Below are 21,563 nucleotides of genomic sequence, written 5' to 3'. Positions count from 1 at the left end.
TTTTGAGAGCAAATTTTAAAAAAGGTTTATTGTAATTTAATCTTATGGGTCCTATAATCAATCTTCCGTAAAAATTTAGATTTAAAAGAGAAATGCTATGAACTTCACTCCACTTTTTGCAATTTTTTTCATAATCGCAACTGGTTTTTTTGCCAAAAAAGTCGGCATTGTTGAGCAAAAGCATTCGATCCCATTTGTGGATTTTGTCCTTTGTTTTGCAATGCCTGCGCTAATATTTGACAAAATTTATCACGTAAATGTCGATGCCTCGCTTATAAATACGATCTTAATCGGCTTTGCCTCAACCGCCATTAGCGCTGCTTTGGCATTTGTCATAGGTAAGATTTTTAAATTTACCAAAATAACAACCGTCAGTATGGTCATGCTAAGCCTTTTTGGTAACACCCTATTTGTCGGTATGCCTGTCATTCAGGGCTTCTTTGGCGATGCGATGGTAAATGAGGTCATCTTTTACGACCAAATAGCCACTGGTATCCCACTTTCGATCCTTGGACCACTCATCCTATCTTTTGCCGCACCAGAGAAGGTTTCATTGTTTCAAAATACAATGAAAATTTTAAAATTTCCACCATTTATAGCGCTTATCATGGGTCTTATCTTAAAAGAAGTCCCGCTTCCAGATTTTATCTTTGCGCCACTTAGGATGTTTGAAGGCAGCGTCACTCCAGTAGCACTTTTTGCGATCGGTGTTGGCCTTAACTTTAGTAGCATCACAAGCTCATATAAAGGCGTTAGCGTCGTGCTTTTGTGCAAGATGATCTTACCAGCTATCGTATTTTTCATCATATTGAAAGTCTCAGGTATCCAGATGAGCAAAACTTGGGTCGTTGGTCTCTTTCAATGTGCGATGCCGACATCAGCCCTTGCAAGTGCGATGGTCATAAAAGCTGGACTTGATAGCTCGCTAGCCATCTCATCAGTGGCCATAGGCGTGCTATTTTCATTTATCACGCTTCCAGTTATATATTTTGTATTTGCGTAAATTCACGCTCACTTAACACTAAAGAGATAGTATTTCACCATATTTCATTTAAAGGAGACGTTATGAAGAAATTACTACTAGTTGCACTTGGTGCTATGTTTATGCTTGGTGGTCTTGCAAATGCTACTGAAATGATGAAAAAAGATGACATGGGCAAAGACGAGATGATGAAGAAAGAGCAGATGATGAAAGATGACATGGGCAAAAAACCCATGGTAAAAAAAGATGAGATGAAAAAAGATGACATGGGTATGAAAGACGAAATGAAAAAAGACGACATGGGTATGAAAAAAGACGAAATGAAAAAAGGCATGTAAAGGTGCTTAATGGTTAGAATTTTGCTCGTTGAAGATGATGAAATTTTACTTGATCTCATCAGTGAGTATCTAGTTGAAAATGGCTATGAGGTCACTACTTCAGATAACGCCAAAGAAGCGCTTGATCTCGCCTACGAGCAAAATTTCGACCTGCTTATACTTGACGTCAAACTCCCACAAGGAGATGGCTTTTCACTTCTTTCTTCCTTAAGAGAGCTAGGTGTTAGCGCACCTAGCATCTTTACCACCTCGCTAAATACCATTGATGATCTTGAAAAAGGCTACAAAAGTGGTTGCGACGACTATCTAAAAAAGCCATTTGAGCTAAAAGAGCTACTTATCCGCATACAAGCGCTTCTAAAGAGAAATTTCTCACATCACAGTGGCGATGTGATCAAAATTTCAGATGAGCTTAGCTTTCATCCGCAGAGCAAGACACTAAGCAAAGATGGTAAAAATGTAAATATCTCGAGTAAAGAGAGCGACCTACTCGCCCTATTTTTACAAAACAAAGGCAAAATTTTAACCAAAGATGAAATTTTTAATAAAATTTGGAAATTTGACGAGGAGCCAAGCGAACTTAGCCTTCGTGTCTATATCAAAAATTTACGCCAAATTTTAGGCAAAGATGCCATTTTAAATAGGCGTGGGGACGGCTATGTCTATGTCTGAAAAGACGCAAATTTTATTTAAAATTTTATCCCTCTATCTTGTTAGCACTGTGCTATTTTTAGGATATTTTTTCATACACGACTATAAAAACAAAAAAGAAACGCTCATTTTAAACGAGGTGAAGTCTTTAAAAGAGATAAAAATGGGCATTTACATGAAAGCTAGAATGAATGGACTTGATTCAATTTCAAGTCTAACAAAAGAAAAAGGCGTGCATGCTTGCATCGTGCTAAAAAATGGCGAGAAAATTTATAAAGACTTTGACTGCCAAAAGATCGACAAAAGCAAAAATGTAAATTTGATCGGCGGCAAGGTCGCGATATTTGAAAAGATCCAGTACATGGACGATAACACTACAGACGAGCTCTCACACGCAGATATTTTTCTAGTTGGCAAAGATATCAAGGCTGAAATTTTATCTTTACAAATTTCAACCACGCTAAAGGCGCTCTTTTTCTTTTTTGCCCTGCTCTTTGTCGCCTTTTATCTCGCAAAACTAAGCCTAAGACCGCTTTATGAAAAGATAGATACGCTAAACCGCTTTATAAAAGACTCAACACACGAGATAAACACGCCTCTAAGCGTCATCTCGATGAGCATAGAAACAGCCGATCTTGACAACCTAAATGAGCGAAATTTAAAGCGTTTTAATAATATCAGCCTTGCCGCAAAGAGCCTAAATAACATTTATGACGCGCTCGTTCATCTAAGCTTTAACCTAGATAAGCCTAGCAAAAAAGAGCTCATAGATCTAAATTTACTAACCACACAAAGACTGAGCTATTTCTCGCCATTTTTTGCCAAACGCGGACTTGAGATAGATACTAGCCTAAAGCCAAGCCTTATAAATGCAGATCTTGAGGATGTGAGTAAAATTTTAGACAACCTTCTTAGCAACGCCTCCAAATATGCAGCGCCAAATTCAAAAGTAAGCATCACTTTAGAGCCAAATTTCTTTAGCATAAGTAACACCGGTCGAGGCATCAGTAAAGAGGATCAGATGAAAATTTTTGACCGCTATACGAGATTTAACGACGATCAAGGCGGCTTTGGCATAGGACTAAGTCTAGTAAAAAGCTGCTGCATAAAAAATGGTATCGAAGTAAAGTGCCAAAGCGAACTTGATGGCGAGACTACGTTTTTGCTCTCTTGGCAGAGCTAAATTTTTAAAACAATCCTACTTTAAATAATAAAATTTATTAAAAAAGATAATTTATGTCCAAAATTTATTTTTGATAAATTTTATTAATATTATAATCCTTTTACAAAATCTTAATCAAGGAGAAAAGTATGAAGTTACTAGAAAAATATGGGCTTTTCATAAATGGTGAGTGGCGCGACGCAAAAGACGGTGCTACACTTGATGCAAAAAATCCAGCAAATGGCGAGCACCTTGCAAAGATCGCTGATGCTACCGAAGAAGATGTAAATGACGCAGTTCGTGCTGCACGCGAGGCTTTTAAGAAATTTAAACACACTACAATTAGCGAGCGTGCAAAGCTTTTAAACAAGATCGCTGACATCATCGATGAAAACAAAGAGCACTTGGCGAAAGTTGAGAGCATGGACAATGGCAAGCCGATCCGAGAGACGCTAAATGTTGATATTCCTTTTGCAGCAGAGCATTTTAGGTACTTTGCTGGCGTTATCATGGGCGAAGAAGGCAGCGCAAACGTCCTTGACGAGAAACAACTCTCTATCGTTTTGCGTGAGCCAATAGGTGTTGTGGGTCAGATCGTACCTTGGAATTTTCCATTTTTGATGGCAGCTTGGAAGCTAGCTCCAGTGATCGCAGCAGGCGATGCGAGTGTATTTAAGCCATCAAGCGAGACAAGCCTAAGCGTGCTTGAGCTATTTAGACTGATAGATAAAATTTTGCCAAAAGGTTTAATAAACATCATAACTGGCAAAGGTAGCAAGAGTGGCGAATGGATCAAAAATCATCCAGGCCTTGATAAGCTAGCATTTACTGGCTCAACCGAGATCGGCCGCGATATCGCCATAGCTGCTGCTCGCCGTATCATCCCAGCTACACTTGAGCTTGGCGGCAAGAGCGCAAATATCTTCTTTAGCGACGCAAATTTAGACAAAGCGCTTGACGGCCTTCAGCTTGGAATTTTGTTTAACCAAGGTCAAGTTTGCTGCGCAGGATCAAGAATTTTCGTAGAAGAGAGCTTTTACGACAAATTTATAGAGGCTGCGGTGAAGAAATTTAGCACTATAAAAGTTGGCGATCCGCTCGATCCTAGCACTCAAATGGGCTCACAAATCAATAAAAAACAAGCTGAGCAAATTCTAAACTACATTGAGATCGGCAAAAAAGAAGGCGCAAAAGTAGCAGTCGGTGGCAAAGCCTATACAGCAAATGGTTGCGACAAGGGCGCATTTGTCGAGCCAACATTGCTAGTTGATGTGACAAACGACATGAGAGTAGCTCAAGAAGAAATTTTTGGCCCAGTTGGCGTTGTCATCAAATTTAAAGATGAAGCCGAGCTTATCAAAATGGTAAATGATAGCGAATACGGCCTAGGTGGCGGAATTTTCACGCAAGACATCACAAAAGCGCTCCGCGTTGCAAGGTCTATGGAGACTGGCAGAGTCTGGATCAACACCTATAACCAAATCCCAGCAGGTAGCCCATTTGGAGGATACAAAAACTCAGGTATCGGCCGAGAAACTCACAAGATCATCCTTGAGCACTACACTCAAATGAAAAATATCATGATTGACCTAACCGGTAAGGTTAGCGGCTTTTACGCACAATGATTTTAGGGAGCTTAGGCTCCCTTCTGCTTTAAATTCCTTAAATTTTAAATATCTTTTACTAGGTTTTAACTTTAATATATCACTAGTATTACGCCAATATAGTACAGCTATACAAAAGTGTTTTCTTAACACTACATTTTTAAGCTTAATAGACTAAAATTTGGCACAAAGGAGAAAAATTGAGCGAGCAAATTTATATCATAGGCGATGTGCACGGCTGTTTTAACACACTTTTAGAGCTTATCAAGCAGTTTCCAGACAAAGAAAAATCACAAATTTGCTTTGTCGGAGATGTGATAGATCGTGGGCTTTTTAGTTGCGATGTAGTCGAGCTTATCATACAAAATAACTATAAAATGGTAATGGGAAACCACGAAAGAAGGTTACTAAGCAATAAATATGAATTTTTAAACAACCAAGCACCATTTGACACGAGTTGGTTTTTCAACAATGGTGGTGTGGCGACATATGGATCATATCTTGGGCAAAGTGTGGGGTTCAAGCAAAGGCACATAGAATTTTTAGAAAGCATTCCAGTATATTTAGAGTTTAAAGACCACAAAAACCAAAATGGCGAGTATCTAGTCATCTCTCACTCGGCCGTTGGTAAATTTTGGGGCTTAAGAGATGATGATAGCTCAAGAGATGAGTTTAGAAGGCATGTACTATCAGGCAGAGGCGATATGATACAAGTAGAAGGCATATTTAATGTCTACGGACACACGCCAGTGCGTGAGGCTAAGCTCTATACAAATAGCGCCAATATCGATACAGGATGTATTTTTAACAAAGAAGGATATGACAAGCTAAGTGCCTTAGAATTTCCATCGATGAAAATTTATACGCAAAAAAATGTTGAAAAATTTAATAAACAAGGATAAAAATGTGGTTTTCTAAAAAGAGCTCTAGCTTTGCAAGCAGAGTTGATAAATTTTGGAGCGAGTTTGGTAAAAATTTAGACGCCATCAAACAAAATTTAGAAGATAAAAATTTTGAAGCTGCAAGCAAAATGACCGAAGAAGCGCTAAATTTATGTTTAGTTGATCCAACTTTTATGATAGGCCTTATTGATGACAAGATCGATCTAGTACTCACTCCAGAAGGACTTAAGCATAGGCTTTTGTGGCTTAAATTTATCAAATCGCGCATGCCAAAAGAGTATGAGTCAAAGCTTACTTGTACACTTGGCAAGCCACGTGCACCACGAAACGTCGCTACTATACAGATGTATGGCGTAAGCATTGATGCAAATGAAGTCATGGTCTATGCAAATTTTGAAGAAAAAAGCGTAGATATGTGCCTATATAACGAGACTCTAAGTAAGCTTAAAAGCGAAGATGAAAATAAGGCATATACATTATCGCTCATACTTTGTGACAACGTAGTTGGCGAGATGATCATGATAAATATGCTTGGAGAGTTTGAGATAATAGACGAGCCAAGAGAAAAAGGCGTGCCACTGATCGACTTTGCCGATCTTATAGATGAGAAATTTGGTAAGGAAGCCTCAAACGAACCGCTTAAGAATTTTATGGTCTATGAGCTAGAGCCTCGCTCAAACAAGCTACGTGACGACATCTTTACAGGATTTACATCTCTTAGCGAGTTACTAAATGAGTACTACGACGGTGCAAGCGATACTTATAACGAAGCTTTTGAACTTGGCATAAATTTTTGCTTTTTAGCCATATCTCACGGTGGCGACATACAGTTTGGCGTTGATAGCAAAAATAAAATTTCAGATGCGCTAAAGGAGAGTGAAATTTGCGAGATCATAGGTGAAGCAAATGGTGAGATACGATCTTACATAGATCTTATCTGCTTTGATAAAGACGAGCTAGAGAAAAAGACTAAAGAATTTAGCAAAGAGCTTGGAGTAAAGATAGAAATTTGCGAGTTTAAACGCTGATTTTACATAAAATTTTACATAAAAAATAATACAAATCACGCTAGCTAGTAAATTTATAAAAACATATTGCCAGCTGGTACCAACTATTAAATTTATCTTTTAAATTTTGAGCTGTTTGAGAGATAAGCACAAAGCTTTAGCCCATATAAAAAGATGATCCAAGATATGTAGATCCAGACAAAGAAGAAAAGCACTGCTGAAAACGAGCCATAAACGCTTAGATAGGTCTTGTTGTAAAGGACATAATAGACAAATGCCGACTTGCCAATATACCAAACAAGCGAGGCGGCAAATGAGCTAAAAAATGCGCTCTTAAATTTTATCTCGTCATTTACTGAGATGAGATATGTGATGCAAAATATCGCCCAGATGATGAGATATGGGAATATGCTTAAAAAATTTATCGAGTTTGTGATCACGTTTGAGTTTAGCATCTCTTGAATGAGGCTTGAGAGATAAAAACTGCCAGCAAGACCAAGTGGCGCAAGCGTGATAAGCGTCCAATACGAACTAAGTGCCGACCAAAATCCTCTAGCCTTACTTGCACGTGTCACTTTTAAAACTACATATTCATAGTCGCTAAAAAACATGGCTGATGTAAATATCATCGCCACAAAGCCAACTAAGCCTAAATTTCCGCTATTTTGTAAGAAATTTTGCAAATAGTTTGAAATGATCTCTTGATTACTTGGCAAAAGAGCCGAAAATATAAAGTCCTGAATCTTGGCGTAATAATCCTCAAAACTAGGCAGTTTTGTAAAGATAGAAAACGATATAAGAAGTATCGGAATGATCGATAAAATCGTATGAAAACTAAGGCTTGAGGCATAGTGAAAGAGCTCTTTGTCCTTAAGCGTTGGGAGCAAATTTAAAAACTCTTTTAAGCTTTGCTTACTTAAGGACAAACGGCTCATTTATCAGTTATCTTCTTCAAAAAGTTTTTCGTAGTGAGCGTCGTAGTTGTTGATGTGCTCGCTATTTAGCTTCCAAAAGACGGTGTCTATGTCGCTAACTCTTGTATAAAATGGTAGCTGATAGTACTCAACCTCGCCACTTTTAAATTCTTTTAGTACTTTAAAGCTTTGACAATCGGCAAAAACACTTCTGCCATCCATTGCTACGAAAATTAAACCAGCTGCACTTTGAGCGCACATTTTTCTAAAGTCATCTCTGTTTGGATTTGGCTTGTATTCGTAGCTTAGATACGCTCCAATAAGATCTGGATGAATAAATATCATATTTGGAAACGCAGATGTGATCTCTTCGTAAATTTCTTTATTTGGCACGATGATTAATGAGCGGTTATAAAGATAGTTTAGCACGACCATATCGCCATTTGCAGGTGCAATGCCTGGAAGCGGGAGAGCCTTTTGCTCAAGCAGATCAAACACCTCAAATCTAATCTTAGCAAAGCCAGAATTTTTTGATATAACACTAACTCTTGCGATGATAGAGCTATCAGTATCAAATTTATGAAGTACGACACCACTTGAGCCGATTAAAATTTCTGGACTATCAACTATCGTCGCTGTGCCATCACTATCGACGCTAATTATAGGAGTTCTATACTCATTTAAAGAAAAATCAGCCCCAAAAGTAAAGCCAAAAACTAGCGATAAAATCACAAATATACGTTTCAAAAATATCTCCTAAGTTTAAATTTTTAGAGCGATTATAGCCTAAAATGCTTTATCTTTTGCAAAATTAAAGCAAGTTTTAGTTAAAATCCCACCAGCTTTTTAAAAGGACATTAATGCCTCGTATTTTTATAATTTTTGCAATATTATCTATAAATTTATACGCTATAAAACCAAGTGTCGAAGAGCTCAGCTGGCCAAATGGTAGCAATTTTTTAAATTTCTTAGAGACAAACAAAATCCCACTTTCACTTTACTACAACTTAGCAACCGAAGATCAAGAGCTAACAGAAGAGATCATCGCTGGCACAAAGTATCAAATTTATAAAGACGACAACGGCAATACCAAACAAGTACTAATCCCTGTTAGTGACGAGCTTCAAATGCATATTTTTAGAGATGATAATGATAAATTTAAGCTCGAATTTCTTCCCATCTCTTATCAAAGTGAGGATAAATTTTTGGCCTTAAAGGTTGACAAATCGGTCTCCGAAGACATTTTTGACTACACTGGCTCTGGCACGTTAGCTCTTGGCTTTAAAGAAATTTTTAAAGGAAGTGGCATTGATTTTAAAAAGATAAACAAAGGCGATACGATCGCTATCGTTTATAATCAAAAAATACGCATGGGACGCTCTTTTGGTACTCCAGAAATCTATGCTGCGATGATAGAAACAAAAAATAAACGATATGTCATGTATAAATTTGAAGATAAATTTTATGATAAAAACGGCAAGAAAAATGATAAATTTTTACTAGTCCGCCCTCTTGCAAATGCTAGAATCACATCAGCTTTTACCCTAAAAAGATGGCACCCTATTTTACAAAGATATAGAGCGCACCTTGGCGTTGACTACGGTGCTCCAAAAGGCACACCAATCAAAGCTGCAGGCGATGGCACGGTTAAATTTGTCGGACAAAAAAGCGGATATGGCAGAACCGTTATCATCTCTCACGCTGGTGGCTACGAGACACTTTATGCTCACCTAAATGGCTTTGCTAAAGGTATGAAAGGTGGTTTAAAAGTCAAACAAGGTACGCTCATAGCCTACGTTGGTACAAGCGGTATGAGCACAGGACCACACCTTCATTTTGGTCTTTATAGGGACAATAAACCTATTAATCCAGAAAGTGCAATAAAAGTCGTTAAAAGCCTAGAGGATAAGAAAGAATCAGCTAAATTTAAAGCAGTTGTTAGCAAAAATGACGAGCTAATAAAAAATGCTTTAAGTAATGAAAAAGAGTATCACAAAGTGGAATTTTTCCCTAATGTAATAGAATTTTAAAGGTAAAACTTGAGCCAAGAACTAGAAGAAGCAAAAGAGCTGATAGATCAGCATTTAGATGAAAATTTAGAAGATAACGAACTCTCACCTTACGAGCTAGCCCAACACCTAAAAACACTTAAAAAGCACGACGAAGAGCTTTTTGCTCACTATCTTGAGAAGCTAGACCCTGAAATTTTAGGCGACGTTGCTATCGAGCTACCTGATCACATGCTAAAAGATGTGATCGAACAACTTCCAGCTGAAAAGATCGTAGAAGCACTTGAAGAGCTAGAGAGCGATGATGCGACTGACTTGCTTCAATACATTGAGGATATCGACGAAGATAAAGCTAGAGAGCTTTTTAACGAGCTTGACAGAGAAAACCAAAATGAAATTTTAAGACTTAGAAGCTACGAAGAAGATAGAGCTGGTGCTCACATGCAAACAGAGCTTTTTTCGGCTCACCTTGAAGAAAAGCTTGGCAATGCAGTAGCAAGACTTAGACGAGAAAAGCAAGAAGGCAAGCTAGAAAATATCTCGCAGCTTTTTATCATCGATAAAAACGGTGTTTTACAATACGCTATCCCGCTTGAAGATCTTATACTTTTTGATTTTACAAAGACGCTAAAGCAAAATATCGAGTCAGCGCAGATCGATCACTACAAACCACACGTTGCAAATGATATGGACCTTATGCAAAATGTCGCTGATATGTTTCAAGAGTACGATCTAAACGTTATTGCAGTTACTAGTAGCACTGGAATTTTACTTGGTCGTATCACGTCTGATGACATCCACGACTACATTCAAGAGAGTGCAACTGAGCAAATTTATAACCTAGCCGGCGTTGATGACGAGTCAGAAGAGGACGATACGCTTTTTAAGGCTGGTCGTGGTCGTGCGGTTTGGCTTGGTATAAATTTACTAACAGCTCTTTTTAGCTCGTCTATAATCGGACTTTTTGACGAGACAATCGCAGCCTACGTCGCTCTTGCTGTTTTAATGCCAATAGTTGCATCAATGGGTGGAAATACCGGCACACAAGCACTTACCGTTACGGTTCGCCGTCTAGCACTTGGCGAGATCGAGTTTAAAGATGCCAAAAATGTTCTAAAACGTGAGGTTAGTATTTCACTCATAAATGGACTAATCTTTGGTGTGGTAATGGGCATAATCGCCTCTGTTTGGTTTGACAAAGGTATGCTTGGCGTTGTTATTGGGCTTAGCATGGTCACAAATTTATTCTTTGCTGGTTTTTTTGGCACGATCATACCTCTTACTCTAAGGCGTTTTAACATAGATCCTGCAGTCGGCTCAGCCGTCATTCTTACTACTTTTACTGATGCGATAGGATTTTTTAGCTTTTTAGGACTTGCAAAATGGATACTACTATAACTAATTTAGAAATTCTGCCTCTTGATGAGTCAAAATACCTAAAGCCATTTAAGATGAAATTTATGCAAAATGGTGTTCAAAGAGATTGGGACTGCGTAAAAGTGATGAATAGCGTTAGTATTTTTTTATATCACGAGCAAAAAGATGCCTTTTTATTTGTAAAGCAGTTTCGCCCGGCTGTTTGGTACTCACAAGAGAAAGAAGGCATCAAAACAAATGAACAAGGCTTTACTTATGAGCTTTGCGCAGGGCTTATGGATAAAGGACTTAGCGAAGAGCAAACAGCCAGAGAAGAAGCGATCGAAGAAGTGGGCTATGAGCTAAAAGAGATAGAGCGTATCACAATGACATACGGTGCTTTTGGCTTTGGAGGCAACACACAAACGATGTTTTACGCAAAGATCGATGAGAGTATGAAGGTAAATTCTGGCGGTGGCGTCGATGGCGAAGATATCGAGCTTGTTTTTATAAAACGAGAAGATATGATGAAATTTGCCTTTGACGAGAGCAAAGTCAAGGGTTTTGGGCTTATCTTTGCTTATTTGTGGTGGGAGAAATTTAAAAGCTAAAACGATATCTTTTTAATAAGCGCAAAAACAACGACTGCCACTAAAAAGATACCAACTAATATCATATAATCAGACATAACAAGCCTTTAAATTTAAGTTTTGGCTTATTGTAACCAAAAATTTAAATAAAGTAAGAACTTTATAACCGCACATATCATAAAATAACTCAAAAACGTACAAGGAGAAGATGATGAGCGAAAATGAAACTCTTTTTATAAACCGAGAATTAAGCTGGCTACGCTTTAATTCAAGGGTGCTCGCTCAGTGTGAAAAGGAAATCCCTTTACTTGAAAAGCTAAAATTTATAGCTATTTATATGACAAATCTAGACGAGTTCTATATGATCAGAGTTGCTGGCTTAAAGCAGCTTTTCGCAGCTGGAGCTACTACAAGCAGTGGCGATGGCATGAGCCCACTTGATCAGCTAAGAGAGATTAGAAAATATTTACAAAATGAGCAAAATTTAGTAGAAGATCACTATAAAAAAACAGTAAATGCTCTTAGCAAAGAGGGGCTTTTTATAAAAAATTATGACGAGCTTGATGATAGCTTGAAGCAAAAGTGCGACGAATACTTTTTCTCAAATATCTTGCCAGTCATCGTTCCTATCGCTGTTGATGCGACTCATCCATTTCCGCACCTAAACAACCTTAGCTTCTCGCTTGCAGTTAAGCTTGCCGATATTGAGCATCCAGAAATTTTAAAATACGGCATGATAAGAATTTCAAGAGTCTTGCCACGTTTTACACAGCCAAGTAGTAATGTTTTTGTGCCGATTGAAACGATAGTACACCGCCACGCAGAAGAAATTTTTCCAGGGTATAAGCTACTTAGCTCAGCTGCTTTTAGAGTGACGAGAAACGCTGATATCGTCATCGAAGAAGAAGAGGCGGATGATTTTATGATGATACTTGAGCAAGGGCTAAAGCTTCGCAGAAAAGGGGCTTTTGTTCGTATGCAAATCGATAAAAACGTAGACGTTGATATCTTGGACTTCTTAAATTTTCATATGAAAATTTTTCATAAAGATGTCTATTTTTCAAGCATTCCGCTCACTCTTAGCTCGCTTTGGGAGATAGCTGGAAGCAAAAATTTTACCCACCTGGCAAATGCACCTTATGTTCCAAAAACGCTACCGCCATTTGGCAATGGTGTCTCGGTATTTGACGCCATAGATAAAGAAGATGTGCTCTTAGTGCATCCATTTGAGAGTTTTGATCCAGTTGTAAGCTTTATAAAAGAAGCTAGTAAAGATCCAAAAGTCATATCTATTCGAATGACACTTTATAGAGTCGATAAAAGCTCACCAATAATTCAAAGTCTAATAGACGCCGCAAGTGACGGCAAGCAAGTAACCGTGATGGTTGAGCTAAAGGCAAGGTTTGACGAGGAAAATAACTTGCACTGGGCAAAGGCACTTGAAGACGCAGGTGCGCACGTGATATACGGCATCACAGGCTTTAAGGTGCATGCAAAAGTTAGCCAGGTCATCCGCCAAATCGGCGATAAGCTTAAATTTTATATGCACTTTGGCACAGGCAACTACAACGGCAGTTCGGCTAAAATTTACACCGACGTGAGCCTATTTACGAGCAAAGAAGAATTTAGCCAAGATACGACTTCGTTTTTTCACATCCTCTCAGGATATAATAAAAATCGCCGTCTAAACGCTCTTAGCATGTCGCCTTTTCAGATAAAAGAGCGCATCATCGAAAAGATAAGAGTAGAAGCAAGCAAAGGCAGCGAGGGTAGGATCATTGCCAAAATGAATGCGCTAATCGACGAAGATGTGATAAATGAGCTTAGCCGCGCATCAAACGCAGGTGTCAAAATCGATCTCATAGTTCGTGGTGTGTGCGGACTCAGGCCTGGCATAAAAGGCAAAAGCGAAAATATAAAAGTTCGCTCAATAATTGGCAAATACTTAGAGCACGCTAGAATTTTATATTTTAAACATGCTCAGCCAAAAATTTATATCTCAAGTGCTGACTGGATGCCAAGAAATTTAGAGCGTCGCTTGGAGCTTATGACACCTATTTTTGAGCCAAGGCTTCAAGAGAGACTACTTGAAATTTTAGAGCTTCAGCTAAGCGATAACGACCTAGCTTTTGAGCTACAAAATAGCGGTGAATACGTAAAAGTAGCAAGAGGTGAAAATGAAAAAGTAATATCTTGCCACGAAGTTTTGGAAAATTATATATCTAAAATTTACAAATCCGTAAAAAAAGATACAGATAAAGCAAAAGCCGATATGCTCGCAAGTAAACTCTTAAAAGAGAGCTAAAAAAACAAATTAAGCTTTTAGACCTAGTCTAAAAGCTATTTTTAATTAGCAAACAAACACTAGCATTTGATTAAGCAAGTCTTATTAAAAATTTCAAATCCGCAGCAAAAAGCAAATTTATAAATTTGCTTGAGCACCTCAAAGCTAGCCAAATATTTCAAATTTTTTAAATAACTCTGGCTCATCTTTTACGATACCGCGCTTAACTAGATCAGCAACTACTTCGCGGTCACAATCCGTTTGTAACGGCCAGCCACGCGTATATCCCTCTAGCTCGTCCTTGCTCGTCGCATCTACGCAGAAATTTTCACCATCTATGAAAATATCACGCAATGCATCGATATTGTTTGTCACGCGCCAAAGTAGCATATATGGGTTTTCAAGGTGATTTTGCATATCTACAACGATAAGGAGTTTGAAAAATTCTCTAAATGTCAAAAGTTTGTCAAAAAGCTCTTTTACCACACAATCTTTTTCAAATTTCACAACACAAATAGGCGTTTTGGTATCTGTTTTAAACTGCCTAAGCTCTTTTACATTTGGCGTAACGCTTTGAAATTTAGCCAAAAGTTCACTGTCGCTTAAAACCACAGGGCTAAATTTACAAAAGTCTTGCGTCGCATCTACGCCGAGTTTGCCACCAAAACACGAGTTTGGACTAGCATGATCAAGCTGATCGCACACACCTTGGCTTATTAGCACACTCTGGCTACCAAAACGATTTAAAACAAAGCTAGTAAATTCATTATAATTTTTAAGCTCAGGCGCATCGGTTCCAACAAAAATGGCATGTTTTACAAAACTCATCTGCCCAACGCCCCAAAATGCGTGCATAGCCTGCTTTGCATGAGCTGGATAGAGCGTATTTATCTTGGCTAAGATTAGGTTGTGAAAAACGCCATTTTCAGGCATATTGTAGTCCAGTAGTTCAGGCACGGTCGTTCGCAAAAGCGGCAAAAAAACCCTCTCAGTCGCCCAGCCCATATATTTATCCTCAAGTGGCGGCTTTCCAACCACAGTCGCGTGAAATACCGGTTCACGCTTGCTAGTTATCGCCGTTACATCCATCACTGGAAAAGACTCGATAGGCGTATAAAAGCCAGTATGATCGCCAAATGGCCCCTCAAGCTCACTCTTAGTCGTATCCACAAAGCCCTCTATCACGTAGTCTGTATCGTACGGGACATAAATTTCATTCGTTAAGGATTTTACAAGTTTGGCTGGCTCTTTACGGATAAAACCATAAAGCAAAAGTTCAAAAATTCCCTTTGGAAGCGGTGCTTGCCCACACCAGATGTAGAGTGGATCGCCGCCAATGGCTACTGAAACTGGCATTTTTTTACCTACACGCTTGTACTCGTGAAAGAAATTTGCGCCGTCTTTGTGGATCTGCCAGTGCATGCCAAGGCGGTTTTTGTCATAAATTTGTAGGCGGTACATACCTAAATTTTGCAAAGAGCCGTCCAAGCTTTGCGTATAGACCTGCCCCATTGTAATAAAAGCACCACCATCATGTGGCCACGTCTTTAGCGCAGGTAGGCTCAAAAGGTCAGCATCCTCGCCTATAAATTTTACCTGCTGACACTCGCCCTCGCCTTTTAATCTCTTAGTAAAAATTTTTCTCATATTAAAAAGATAGGTTAAAAAATCAAGCTTTTCTTTAAAACTTTCAGGTTTTTTGGGCTTTAAAAGCTTCTCTATCTCAGCTGCGATCTCAGCAGGCTGCACGCCAAATATCAGCTCAAGTGCGTGTTTTGAGCCATAGATATTTGTAAGCACTGGGGCAAATTTACGCCCAGTTTTTTTACAGACTGGGTTTGTAAAAAGTAGCGCTTGCGAACCCTCACGCTTGACCTCGATATAGCTTGCATGTGCGATCTCGAGATCAATATCTGTTGGCTCATCGATAACACGAAGTAGATTATTTTCTTTTAAAAGCTTGATGTAGTCCATATTTTTCCCTTAAATTTTTAAAGATGATAGCTAAAATTTGATAAAAAAGGCGATGCTAATATTTTGTTATTGCACGCAAAGGCAGTTTGTGTGGCGTTTAGTTTATTGTCTATTTTTATCGCAATGATAATAATTTTACGCTCTTTCGCCACAGCTAAAAAATGGCGGCAAAGCAGGCGAATGATTAAATTTAAAACTACTCTAGCAGCTCGCCAAATATCTCTTTGCTATATTTCATAAAGCGCTCGTTAAGTTGAACACCCTCTATATCAACGCTAATAACGCTATCTTGCACCTCAAAAATAATAGTTTTATCAGTGATCTTAACCTTTTTGCAAGCGTTATAGCAAACGTCGCCATTACACTCTGCGTATAGGCCGTTTATATCGGCGTTTTCGTCGTCATCTTTTTTGAGTCTGATCGGTCTTTGAAAGATTATGTAGTTTTTATAGTCGTATTTGTCGTCTGCAAGACCGATCATATAGTAGTTGTCTTTGCTATTTTTAGTAGCGGTTAGGGCTTTTGCTTTAAATTTTAGCTCAAACACACTCTAAGCCATCTCTTCAGCGCGTTTTAAAAGCTCTTTCGCCCCTTTTTCTATAAATTTATGAGCTAGCTCCTTGCCAACGCTTTGAAATTTATCTTTGCTGACCTTTAAGCTATCTTTTATAAACTCGCTTCCATCAGGCAGACCAACGATCGCATCGATAGAAATTTCATCACCTTTTAGCCTTGCGCTTATGCCAATTGGTACCTGGCAGCCGCCCTCTAAAACGCTTACAAAGTCACGCTCTATGGTCGTTTCTATAACCGCATTTTCGTCGTTTAAAAAAGAGATCTCATCTAAAATTTGCTTCTCATCTCTAGCCTCTACCCCAAGAGCACCCTGCCCCATCGCAGGTATCATCTCGTCAAAGCCAAATGTGTAGATGTGCGCTACTTCAGCCTTGATATTTAAGCGATTTATGCCAGCCATAGCCAAAATGATCGCGTCAAATTCACCCTCTTTTAGCTTTCTAAGTCTAGTTTGTACATTTCCACGAAGCGAAACGATCTCAAGATCAGGCCTCATGATAAGTAGTTGCATCTTACGGCGTAGGCTCGTTGTACCAACTTTCGCGCCATGTGGCAAGTCGCTAAATTTAGCAAATTTCTCGCTTATCATCGCATCTCTTGTATCCTCGCGTGAGCAAATCGCTGCTAGTTTAAGTCCTTTTGGAAAGACTACTGGCACGTCTTTTAGGCTATGCACTGCGATGTCAGTCTCGCCTTTTAGCATGCTATCTTCAAGCTCTTTTGTAAAAAGCCCCTTACCGCCGATCTTCGCAAGTGGCGTATCAAGGATAACATCGCCCTTTGTCTTCATGCCAATAAGCTCAACTTTTATATCGTTATGTTTTGATTCTATTCTAGCTTTGATATGCTCGCTTTGCCAAAGAGCTAAGATACTCTTTCTAGTTGCTATTTTTATCTCTTTCATCATCTCTCCTAATTTACTCTTTTTGGCTCTTCTATAACCTCAACGTCGATAATCTCGCCATCATCTTTTTTAGTGCCATGCTCGCTAAAATTTTGAAATTTAAACTCCTGATAGCTCTCATTTTTCGCTGCATTTTTCTTAAATATCAAAGAAAAAACGACTACGGCTATACCAAAAACATCTGTTAAAATTCCTGGCAGAAACAAAAGCATTCCGCCAAAGCTAAGCCCTAACTGACTAAATAAATTTCCGCTAAGAAAGCTTTTAAACGCCACTTGAGGCGAATTTAAGCTAGAAAATCCAGCATTAAAAAGAAGTGCGATACCCACAAATCCAGAAACAAGCACCTCAAGAAAGTAGTTTAAAAAGCCAAATTTATCAACAAAAAGATAGATAAATATCGCTTCTATCAAAAAAAACAAAAAAGCAAAAAATCTCATAAGCTTTCTTTTATCTTTTTAAAAGCTTCGTTCGCACCGATCGTTTCTTTACTTAAACCATCTCTTGTTATAAACTCGACCTTGTCATTTGAAAATTCTTTACCCACAAGCAGCGCATAAGGGAAGCCGATGAGTTCAAAATCATTCATCTTAACGCCAAATCTCTCGTTTCTATCATCGATGATGACATTAACGCCAGCTTTTTTAAGGCTCTCATAAAGCTCAAATGCAAATTTTACGCCCGCTTCATCTTTTAAATTTGAGATGATGATCTCCACATCAAACGGCGCGCACTCTTTTTTCCAGATGCAGCCCTTCTCATCGTGGCTAGCCTCTATCATTACAGCGATAAGCCTGCTTATGCCAATGCCGTAGCAGCCCATCAAAAATGGCTTAGCCTTACCGTTTTCATCAAGATATGTCGCATTCATCGCAGCTGAATATTTATCGCCTAGCTGAAAGATATGACCGACTTCTATGCCCTTACTAAGTTTTAAATTTCCGCCACACTCTGGGCATTTATCGCCCTCTTTTACCTTTACAAGGTCTTTAAATCTCTCTTCGTTAAATCCGCTAACGCTAACGCCAACAAAGTGGTAATCCTTTTCGTTGGCACCACATATCATATTATTTGCGCCTTTTAGCTCGTTGTCTATGTAAAATTTTACATCTTTTAGCCCAACTGGTCCGCAAAATCCAGCCACAAGCCCAGCTCTTATAATCTCTTCTTCGCTAGCATCGACAAGCTCAAGTGCCTTGCAAGCGTTTTGTGCCTTTGTCTCTTGAAGCTCGTCATCGCCCCTTACAAAAAAGACCACAACTTCTTCTTTGTCTTCATAAATAGCTTTTTTAATAACAGCTTTTATGCAGTAAAACTCGCTAACTTTGAAAAACTCAGCCACACCTTTTATAGTCTTTGTATCTGGTGTTTTAAATTTAGCCGCGTCAGCCTCTGGTGCTTCAGCATCGGTTGTTCTAGCTTTTCTCCTAGCAGCCTCTATATTTGCAGCGTATTTGCAAGCCTCACAGCAAAGGATGTCATCTTCGCCATTACTTGCAAGCACCATAAATTCTTTACTGCCGCTACCACCGATAGCTCCACTATCAGCCTCAACAGCTCTAAAATTTAGCCCCAAACGAGTGAAAATTTTACTATAAGTTACCTCCATAAGGTCAAACTCACGCTTTAGATCCTCTTTGCTTGAGTGAAAGCTATAAGCATCTTTCATTGTAAATTCTCGCCCTCTTAGCAAGCCAAAGCGTGGCCTTGCCTCGTCACGAAATTTGGTGTTTATCTGGTATAAATTTAGTGGTAGCTGCTTGTAGCTAGTCACCTTGCCACGTACCAAAGCAACGGCTGCCTCTTCGTTTGTAGGGCTTATAACAAAATCATTTTCTTTTCTATCTTTAAAGCGCAAAAGCTCCTTGCCAAAGACATTGTAACGTCCACTTTGCTTCCAAAGCTCGCCTGAAGTAACCACGCTAAAGCTCACCTCTAGCGCTCCAGCCTCATCCATCTCCTCTCGCACGATACGAGAAATTTTCTCATGCATGATCTTTCCAAGCGGTAGATAGTTATAAAGACCAGAGCCTATCTGCTCGACAAATCCACCTCTTATTAAAAATTTATGGCTTGGCAAAGATGCGTCTTTTGGTGCTTCTTTGGTCGTTGGTGCATAAAATTTACTAAATCTCATCTATATCTCCCACTTGAAAATTTTGCTCTTCTTTTATATCAAATAAAAATCTAACTCCATTTGAAAGCTCGCTAGATCTCTCCTCATCCGCAAGGCTTTTTAGCTTCATCGTTGGCTGATGTAAGAAGGCTTTAAAAACTTGATGAATGAGCTTTTGTGCCTCCTCATAATCACTATGCTTTAAATATCCTTTTTTTATCGCTTTTTCTAGCTCGTTTTTAGCGCAAATTTCAGCTTGTTTGCGGATCGATTTTATTAGTGGCACACTCATATCTTCTTTTAAAATTTTTAAAAATTCGCTTGTGCCTTGACCTACGATTGAATAAGCTTTTTGTGCTTGCTCCTCTCTTAGGGCTAAATTTTTCCTTACTATCTCCTCTAAACTATCGACCGTATAGACGCTAATAAATTCTGTATTTATAAGATCAATATCCCTTGGTACGGCAATATCAAAAAAGTATCTGTGAAATTCTCTCGGTTCGATTATAGCGTTTGTGATGATAGCGTGCGGGGCTGCGGTGCTTGAAAATATTAGATCGTAATTATTTACATACTCTTTTAATTTTAAAATGCTATCCCAGCTAGCGTTGTCACCAAGGCTATCAACTAGCTGCTCAACACGCTCGGAGCTTCTGTTTATAATGATCACCTCTGCGCCACTTGAGATTAGGTGTTTTGCTGCTAGCTCGCCCATTTCGCCAGCTCCTACGACGATAGCGGTTTTGCCTTCAAGCGTGCCAAAAATTTCTTTTGCTTTTGCCACAGCAACGCTTGAAACAGAGATAGGGTTTTTAGAAATTTGAGTTTCATTTCTAACTTTAGCAGCACATTTACATGCATAGTGGATGATTTTACTGATTTGTTCGCCGCAAGCTGAGCTATCGTAAGCAAATTTAAAAGCATTTTTTAGCTGGCCAACGATCTGCGTTTCGCCGACGACTAGGCTATCAAGCGAGCTTGCCACGGCAAAGAGGTGGTGCACGGCTCCGCTATCTTCATAAATATCAGCCCTCTCATAAAGCTCATCTTCAAAAACACCTGAAAATACAGACATGCATCTAAACGCATGCGTCGTTGCACTTTCTAGATCACTAACGCTTGCAATTATCTCGACGCGGTTGCATGTGTTTAAAACCATACATTCGTTTATACTTTTGTTTGATCTTAGTAGTTTTAAAATTTGCTCTTTTTTCTCATCGCTATCGAATGCAAGCTTTTCTCTGACTGAAATATCAGTATTTTTATATGTAAAACTTATATCTAAATAGTGCATTAAAATTCCCTATCTATCATGCTTTTTATGATCCCTTCAAGCTCGGCGTTTTTATACTCTTTTATCGATTCTATCGCTTCATTTCCAAGCCTTTTTGCTTCATTTACTGCTTTTTGAAGCGAAGTTGTCTTAACAAATTCCTCTTTTAGCCATGAAATTTCGCCCGCGTTTAGCTTCTTTGACCAAAGCGATTTAAGCTTTGTCTTACCAGCTTCGTCTAAGCTCTTATAAAGATAAATGTAAGGAAGTGTCGTTTTGCCTTCGACAAAGTCATTGAGTGCTGGCTTGCCAAGCGTTTTCTCATCTTGAGTTATGTCTAATATGTCATCAACGATCTGAAACGCAAGGCCTAAATTTTTGCCATAAATTCCAAATTTCTCGCTATCTTTGCCAGCTAGCTTTGCTCCGCAAATAGCCGTGGCTTCTATCAAAACAGCTGTTTTATAGTAGATCATTTTTAAATATTCTTGCTCGTTTTCATTAAAATTTTCAGCCATTTTCACATCCATCATCTCGCCGATACTTAGCTTGCTGACTGCATCTGAGATGACAGCTGCGATGTTTGGGTCAAATTTTGTAAGCTCAAAATAGGCCTTTGAGTAGAGGATATCGCCTAGCATGACTGAGTTTTTACTACCAAAAAGTGCATTTATGCTTGGCTTGCCGCGTCTTATATTCGCTTCATCTATGACGTCGTCGTGCAGTAAGCTTGCAAGGTGGATGAGCTCGATGATAGCGCAAAGCTTAAGAGAAATTTCGCTCTCGCCCGCGATCTTTAAAAGAAGTCTTGAGCGAAGCTTTTTGCCAGAGCTTATCTTTAAAAACATCTCAAACGCCTCTTTGTAGCCAAGCTCGCTTATAAATTTACCCATTATTTCATCGATTTTATCCATTTTTATC

General features: G+C 38.8%; 19 protein-coding genes and 1 pseudogene. 11 read left to right on the top strand and 9 right to left on the bottom strand.

The window, feature by feature from the left end:
• The first annotated feature begins 97 nt into the window (after positions 1 to 97).
• The 7 genes from CYP51_RS00745 to CYP51_RS00715 all read left to right on the top strand — a co-directional run bounded on the left by CYP51_RS00745 (position 98) and on the right by CYP51_RS00715 (position 6,667).
• The gene (locus CYP51_RS00745) at positions 98 to 1,003 is read left to right on the top strand and encodes an AEC family transporter (protein ID WP_021085107.1); all 906 of its coding nucleotides are present in this window, start codon (positions 98 to 100) and stop codon (positions 1,001 to 1,003) included.
• 62 nt (positions 1,004 to 1,065) lie between these two features.
• Positions 1,066 to 1,320 (top strand): hypothetical protein, encoded by a 255-nt coding sequence (locus CYP51_RS00740; protein ID WP_021090687.1) that lies wholly within the window; start codon positions 1,066 to 1,068, stop codon positions 1,318 to 1,320.
• Positions 1,321 to 1,329: 9 nt separating this feature from the next.
• The gene (locus CYP51_RS00735; protein ID WP_021090576.1) at positions 1,330 to 1,992 is read left to right on the top strand and encodes a response regulator transcription factor; all 663 of its coding nucleotides are present in this window, start codon (positions 1,330 to 1,332) and stop codon (positions 1,990 to 1,992) included.
• Positions 1,985 to 3,154: a sensor histidine kinase gene (locus tag CYP51_RS00730; RefSeq protein WP_103623994.1), complete on the top strand. Its 1,170-nt coding sequence runs from the start codon at positions 1,985 to 1,987 to the stop codon at positions 3,152 to 3,154. Before CYP51_RS00735 ends, CYP51_RS00730 begins: the two co-directional genes overlap by 8 nt.
• Positions 3,155 to 3,282: 128 nt before the next feature.
• Positions 3,283 to 4,758 (top strand): aldehyde dehydrogenase family protein, encoded by a 1,476-nt coding sequence (locus CYP51_RS00725; RefSeq protein WP_103623993.1) that lies wholly within the window; start codon positions 3,283 to 3,285, stop codon positions 4,756 to 4,758.
• 179 nt (positions 4,759 to 4,937) lie between these two features.
• Positions 4,938 to 5,639, top strand: coding sequence for a metallophosphoesterase (locus CYP51_RS00720; protein ID WP_103623992.1), 702 nt, complete (start codon positions 4,938 to 4,940; stop codon positions 5,637 to 5,639).
• Between the two features lie 2 nt (positions 5,640 to 5,641).
• A complete protein-coding gene (locus tag CYP51_RS00715) occupies positions 5,642 to 6,667 on the top strand; it encodes a hypothetical protein (protein ID WP_103623991.1) in 1,026 nt (341 codons plus the stop codon).
• A 92-nt stretch (positions 6,668 to 6,759) separates the two neighbouring features.
• On the opposite strand, the gene CYP51_RS00710 is transcribed toward CYP51_RS00715, so the two are convergent.
• Together CYP51_RS00710 and CYP51_RS00705 are read right to left on the bottom strand one after the other, a co-directional pair.
• Positions 6,760 to 7,581, bottom strand: coding sequence for a YihY family inner membrane protein (locus tag CYP51_RS00710; RefSeq protein ID WP_103618613.1), 822 nt, complete (start codon positions 7,579 to 7,581; stop codon positions 6,760 to 6,762).
• A gap of 3 nt (positions 7,582 to 7,584) precedes the next feature.
• Complete coding sequence (locus tag CYP51_RS00705; protein ID WP_087585784.1) at positions 7,585 to 8,307, bottom strand: plasminogen-binding N-terminal domain-containing protein; 723 nt, start codon at positions 8,305 to 8,307, stop codon at positions 7,585 to 7,587.
• A gap of 113 nt (positions 8,308 to 8,420) precedes the next feature.
• Here CYP51_RS00705 and CYP51_RS00700 point away from each other — a divergent pair, with 113 nt between their 5' ends.
• The 4 genes and pseudogenes from CYP51_RS00700 to CYP51_RS00685 all read left to right on the top strand — a co-directional run.
• Positions 8,421 to 9,590, top strand: coding sequence for a peptidoglycan DD-metalloendopeptidase family protein (locus CYP51_RS00700; protein WP_103623990.1), 1,170 nt, complete (start codon positions 8,421 to 8,423; stop codon positions 9,588 to 9,590).
• Between the two features lie 9 nt (positions 9,591 to 9,599).
• The gene (gene mgtE / locus CYP51_RS00695) at positions 9,600 to 10,967 is read left to right on the top strand and encodes a magnesium transporter (protein WP_103623989.1); all 1,368 of its coding nucleotides are present in this window, start codon (positions 9,600 to 9,602) and stop codon (positions 10,965 to 10,967) included.
• Complete coding sequence (locus tag CYP51_RS00690) at positions 10,952 to 11,536, top strand: NUDIX domain-containing protein (protein WP_054196503.1); 585 nt, start codon at positions 10,952 to 10,954, stop codon at positions 11,534 to 11,536. The genes mgtE and CYP51_RS00690 overlap by 16 nt, the downstream gene beginning before the upstream one ends.
• 181 nt (positions 11,537 to 11,717) lie before the next feature.
• Positions 11,718 to 13,820 (top strand): annotated as a pseudogene (locus tag CYP51_RS00685) (RNA degradosome polyphosphate kinase); the annotation flags it as partial.
• Positions 13,821 to 13,964: 144 nt separating this feature from the next.
• Here the strand turns inward: CYP51_RS00685 and CYP51_RS00680 are convergent.
• From CYP51_RS00680 to CYP51_RS00650, 7 genes are all read right to left on the bottom strand, one after another.
• Positions 13,965 to 15,773 (bottom strand): menaquinone biosynthesis decarboxylase, encoded by a 1,809-nt coding sequence (locus CYP51_RS00680; protein WP_103623987.1) that lies wholly within the window; start codon positions 15,771 to 15,773, stop codon positions 13,965 to 13,967.
• 196 nt (positions 15,774 to 15,969) lie between these two features.
• On the bottom strand, positions 15,970 to 16,320 hold the full coding sequence (locus tag CYP51_RS00675; protein ID WP_103623986.1) for an Imm10 family immunity protein: 351 nt from the start codon (positions 16,318 to 16,320) through the stop codon (positions 15,970 to 15,972).
• Between the two features lie 3 nt (positions 16,321 to 16,323).
• Positions 16,324 to 17,253: a hydroxymethylbilane synthase gene (hemC, locus tag CYP51_RS00670; protein WP_103623985.1), complete on the bottom strand. Its 930-nt coding sequence runs from the start codon at positions 17,251 to 17,253 to the stop codon at positions 16,324 to 16,326.
• A gap of 8 nt (positions 17,254 to 17,261) precedes the next feature.
• Complete coding sequence (locus CYP51_RS00665; RefSeq protein WP_103623984.1) at positions 17,262 to 17,693, bottom strand: FxsA family protein; 432 nt, start codon at positions 17,691 to 17,693, stop codon at positions 17,262 to 17,264.
• Positions 17,690 to 19,390, bottom strand: coding sequence for a proline--tRNA ligase (locus CYP51_RS00660; protein WP_103623983.1), 1,701 nt, complete (start codon positions 19,388 to 19,390; stop codon positions 17,690 to 17,692). The genes CYP51_RS00665 and CYP51_RS00660 overlap by 4 nt, the downstream gene beginning before the upstream one ends.
• Positions 19,380 to 20,663 carry a glutamyl-tRNA reductase gene (gene hemA / locus CYP51_RS00655; RefSeq protein WP_072594950.1) on the bottom strand — a complete coding sequence of 428 codons (1,284 nt, stop codon included), beginning with the start codon at positions 20,661 to 20,663 and terminating at the stop codon, positions 19,380 to 19,382. The genes CYP51_RS00660 and hemA overlap by 11 nt, the downstream gene beginning before the upstream one ends.
• A complete protein-coding gene (locus CYP51_RS00650; protein WP_103623982.1) occupies positions 20,663 to 21,556 on the bottom strand; it encodes a polyprenyl synthetase family protein in 894 nt (297 codons plus the stop codon). The genes hemA and CYP51_RS00650 overlap by 1 nt, the downstream gene beginning before the upstream one ends.
• Between the last annotated feature and the right edge of the window lie 7 nt (positions 21,557 to 21,563).

It is taken from the genome of Campylobacter concisus, assembly GCF_002912895.1.
In the GTDB taxonomy this organism is placed as follows: Bacteria; Campylobacterota; Campylobacteria; order Campylobacterales; family Campylobacteraceae; genus Campylobacter_A; species Campylobacter_A concisus_G.
Note: the sequence above shows the minus strand (reverse complement) of the source record. Positions and strands in the feature narration are given on the sequence as shown.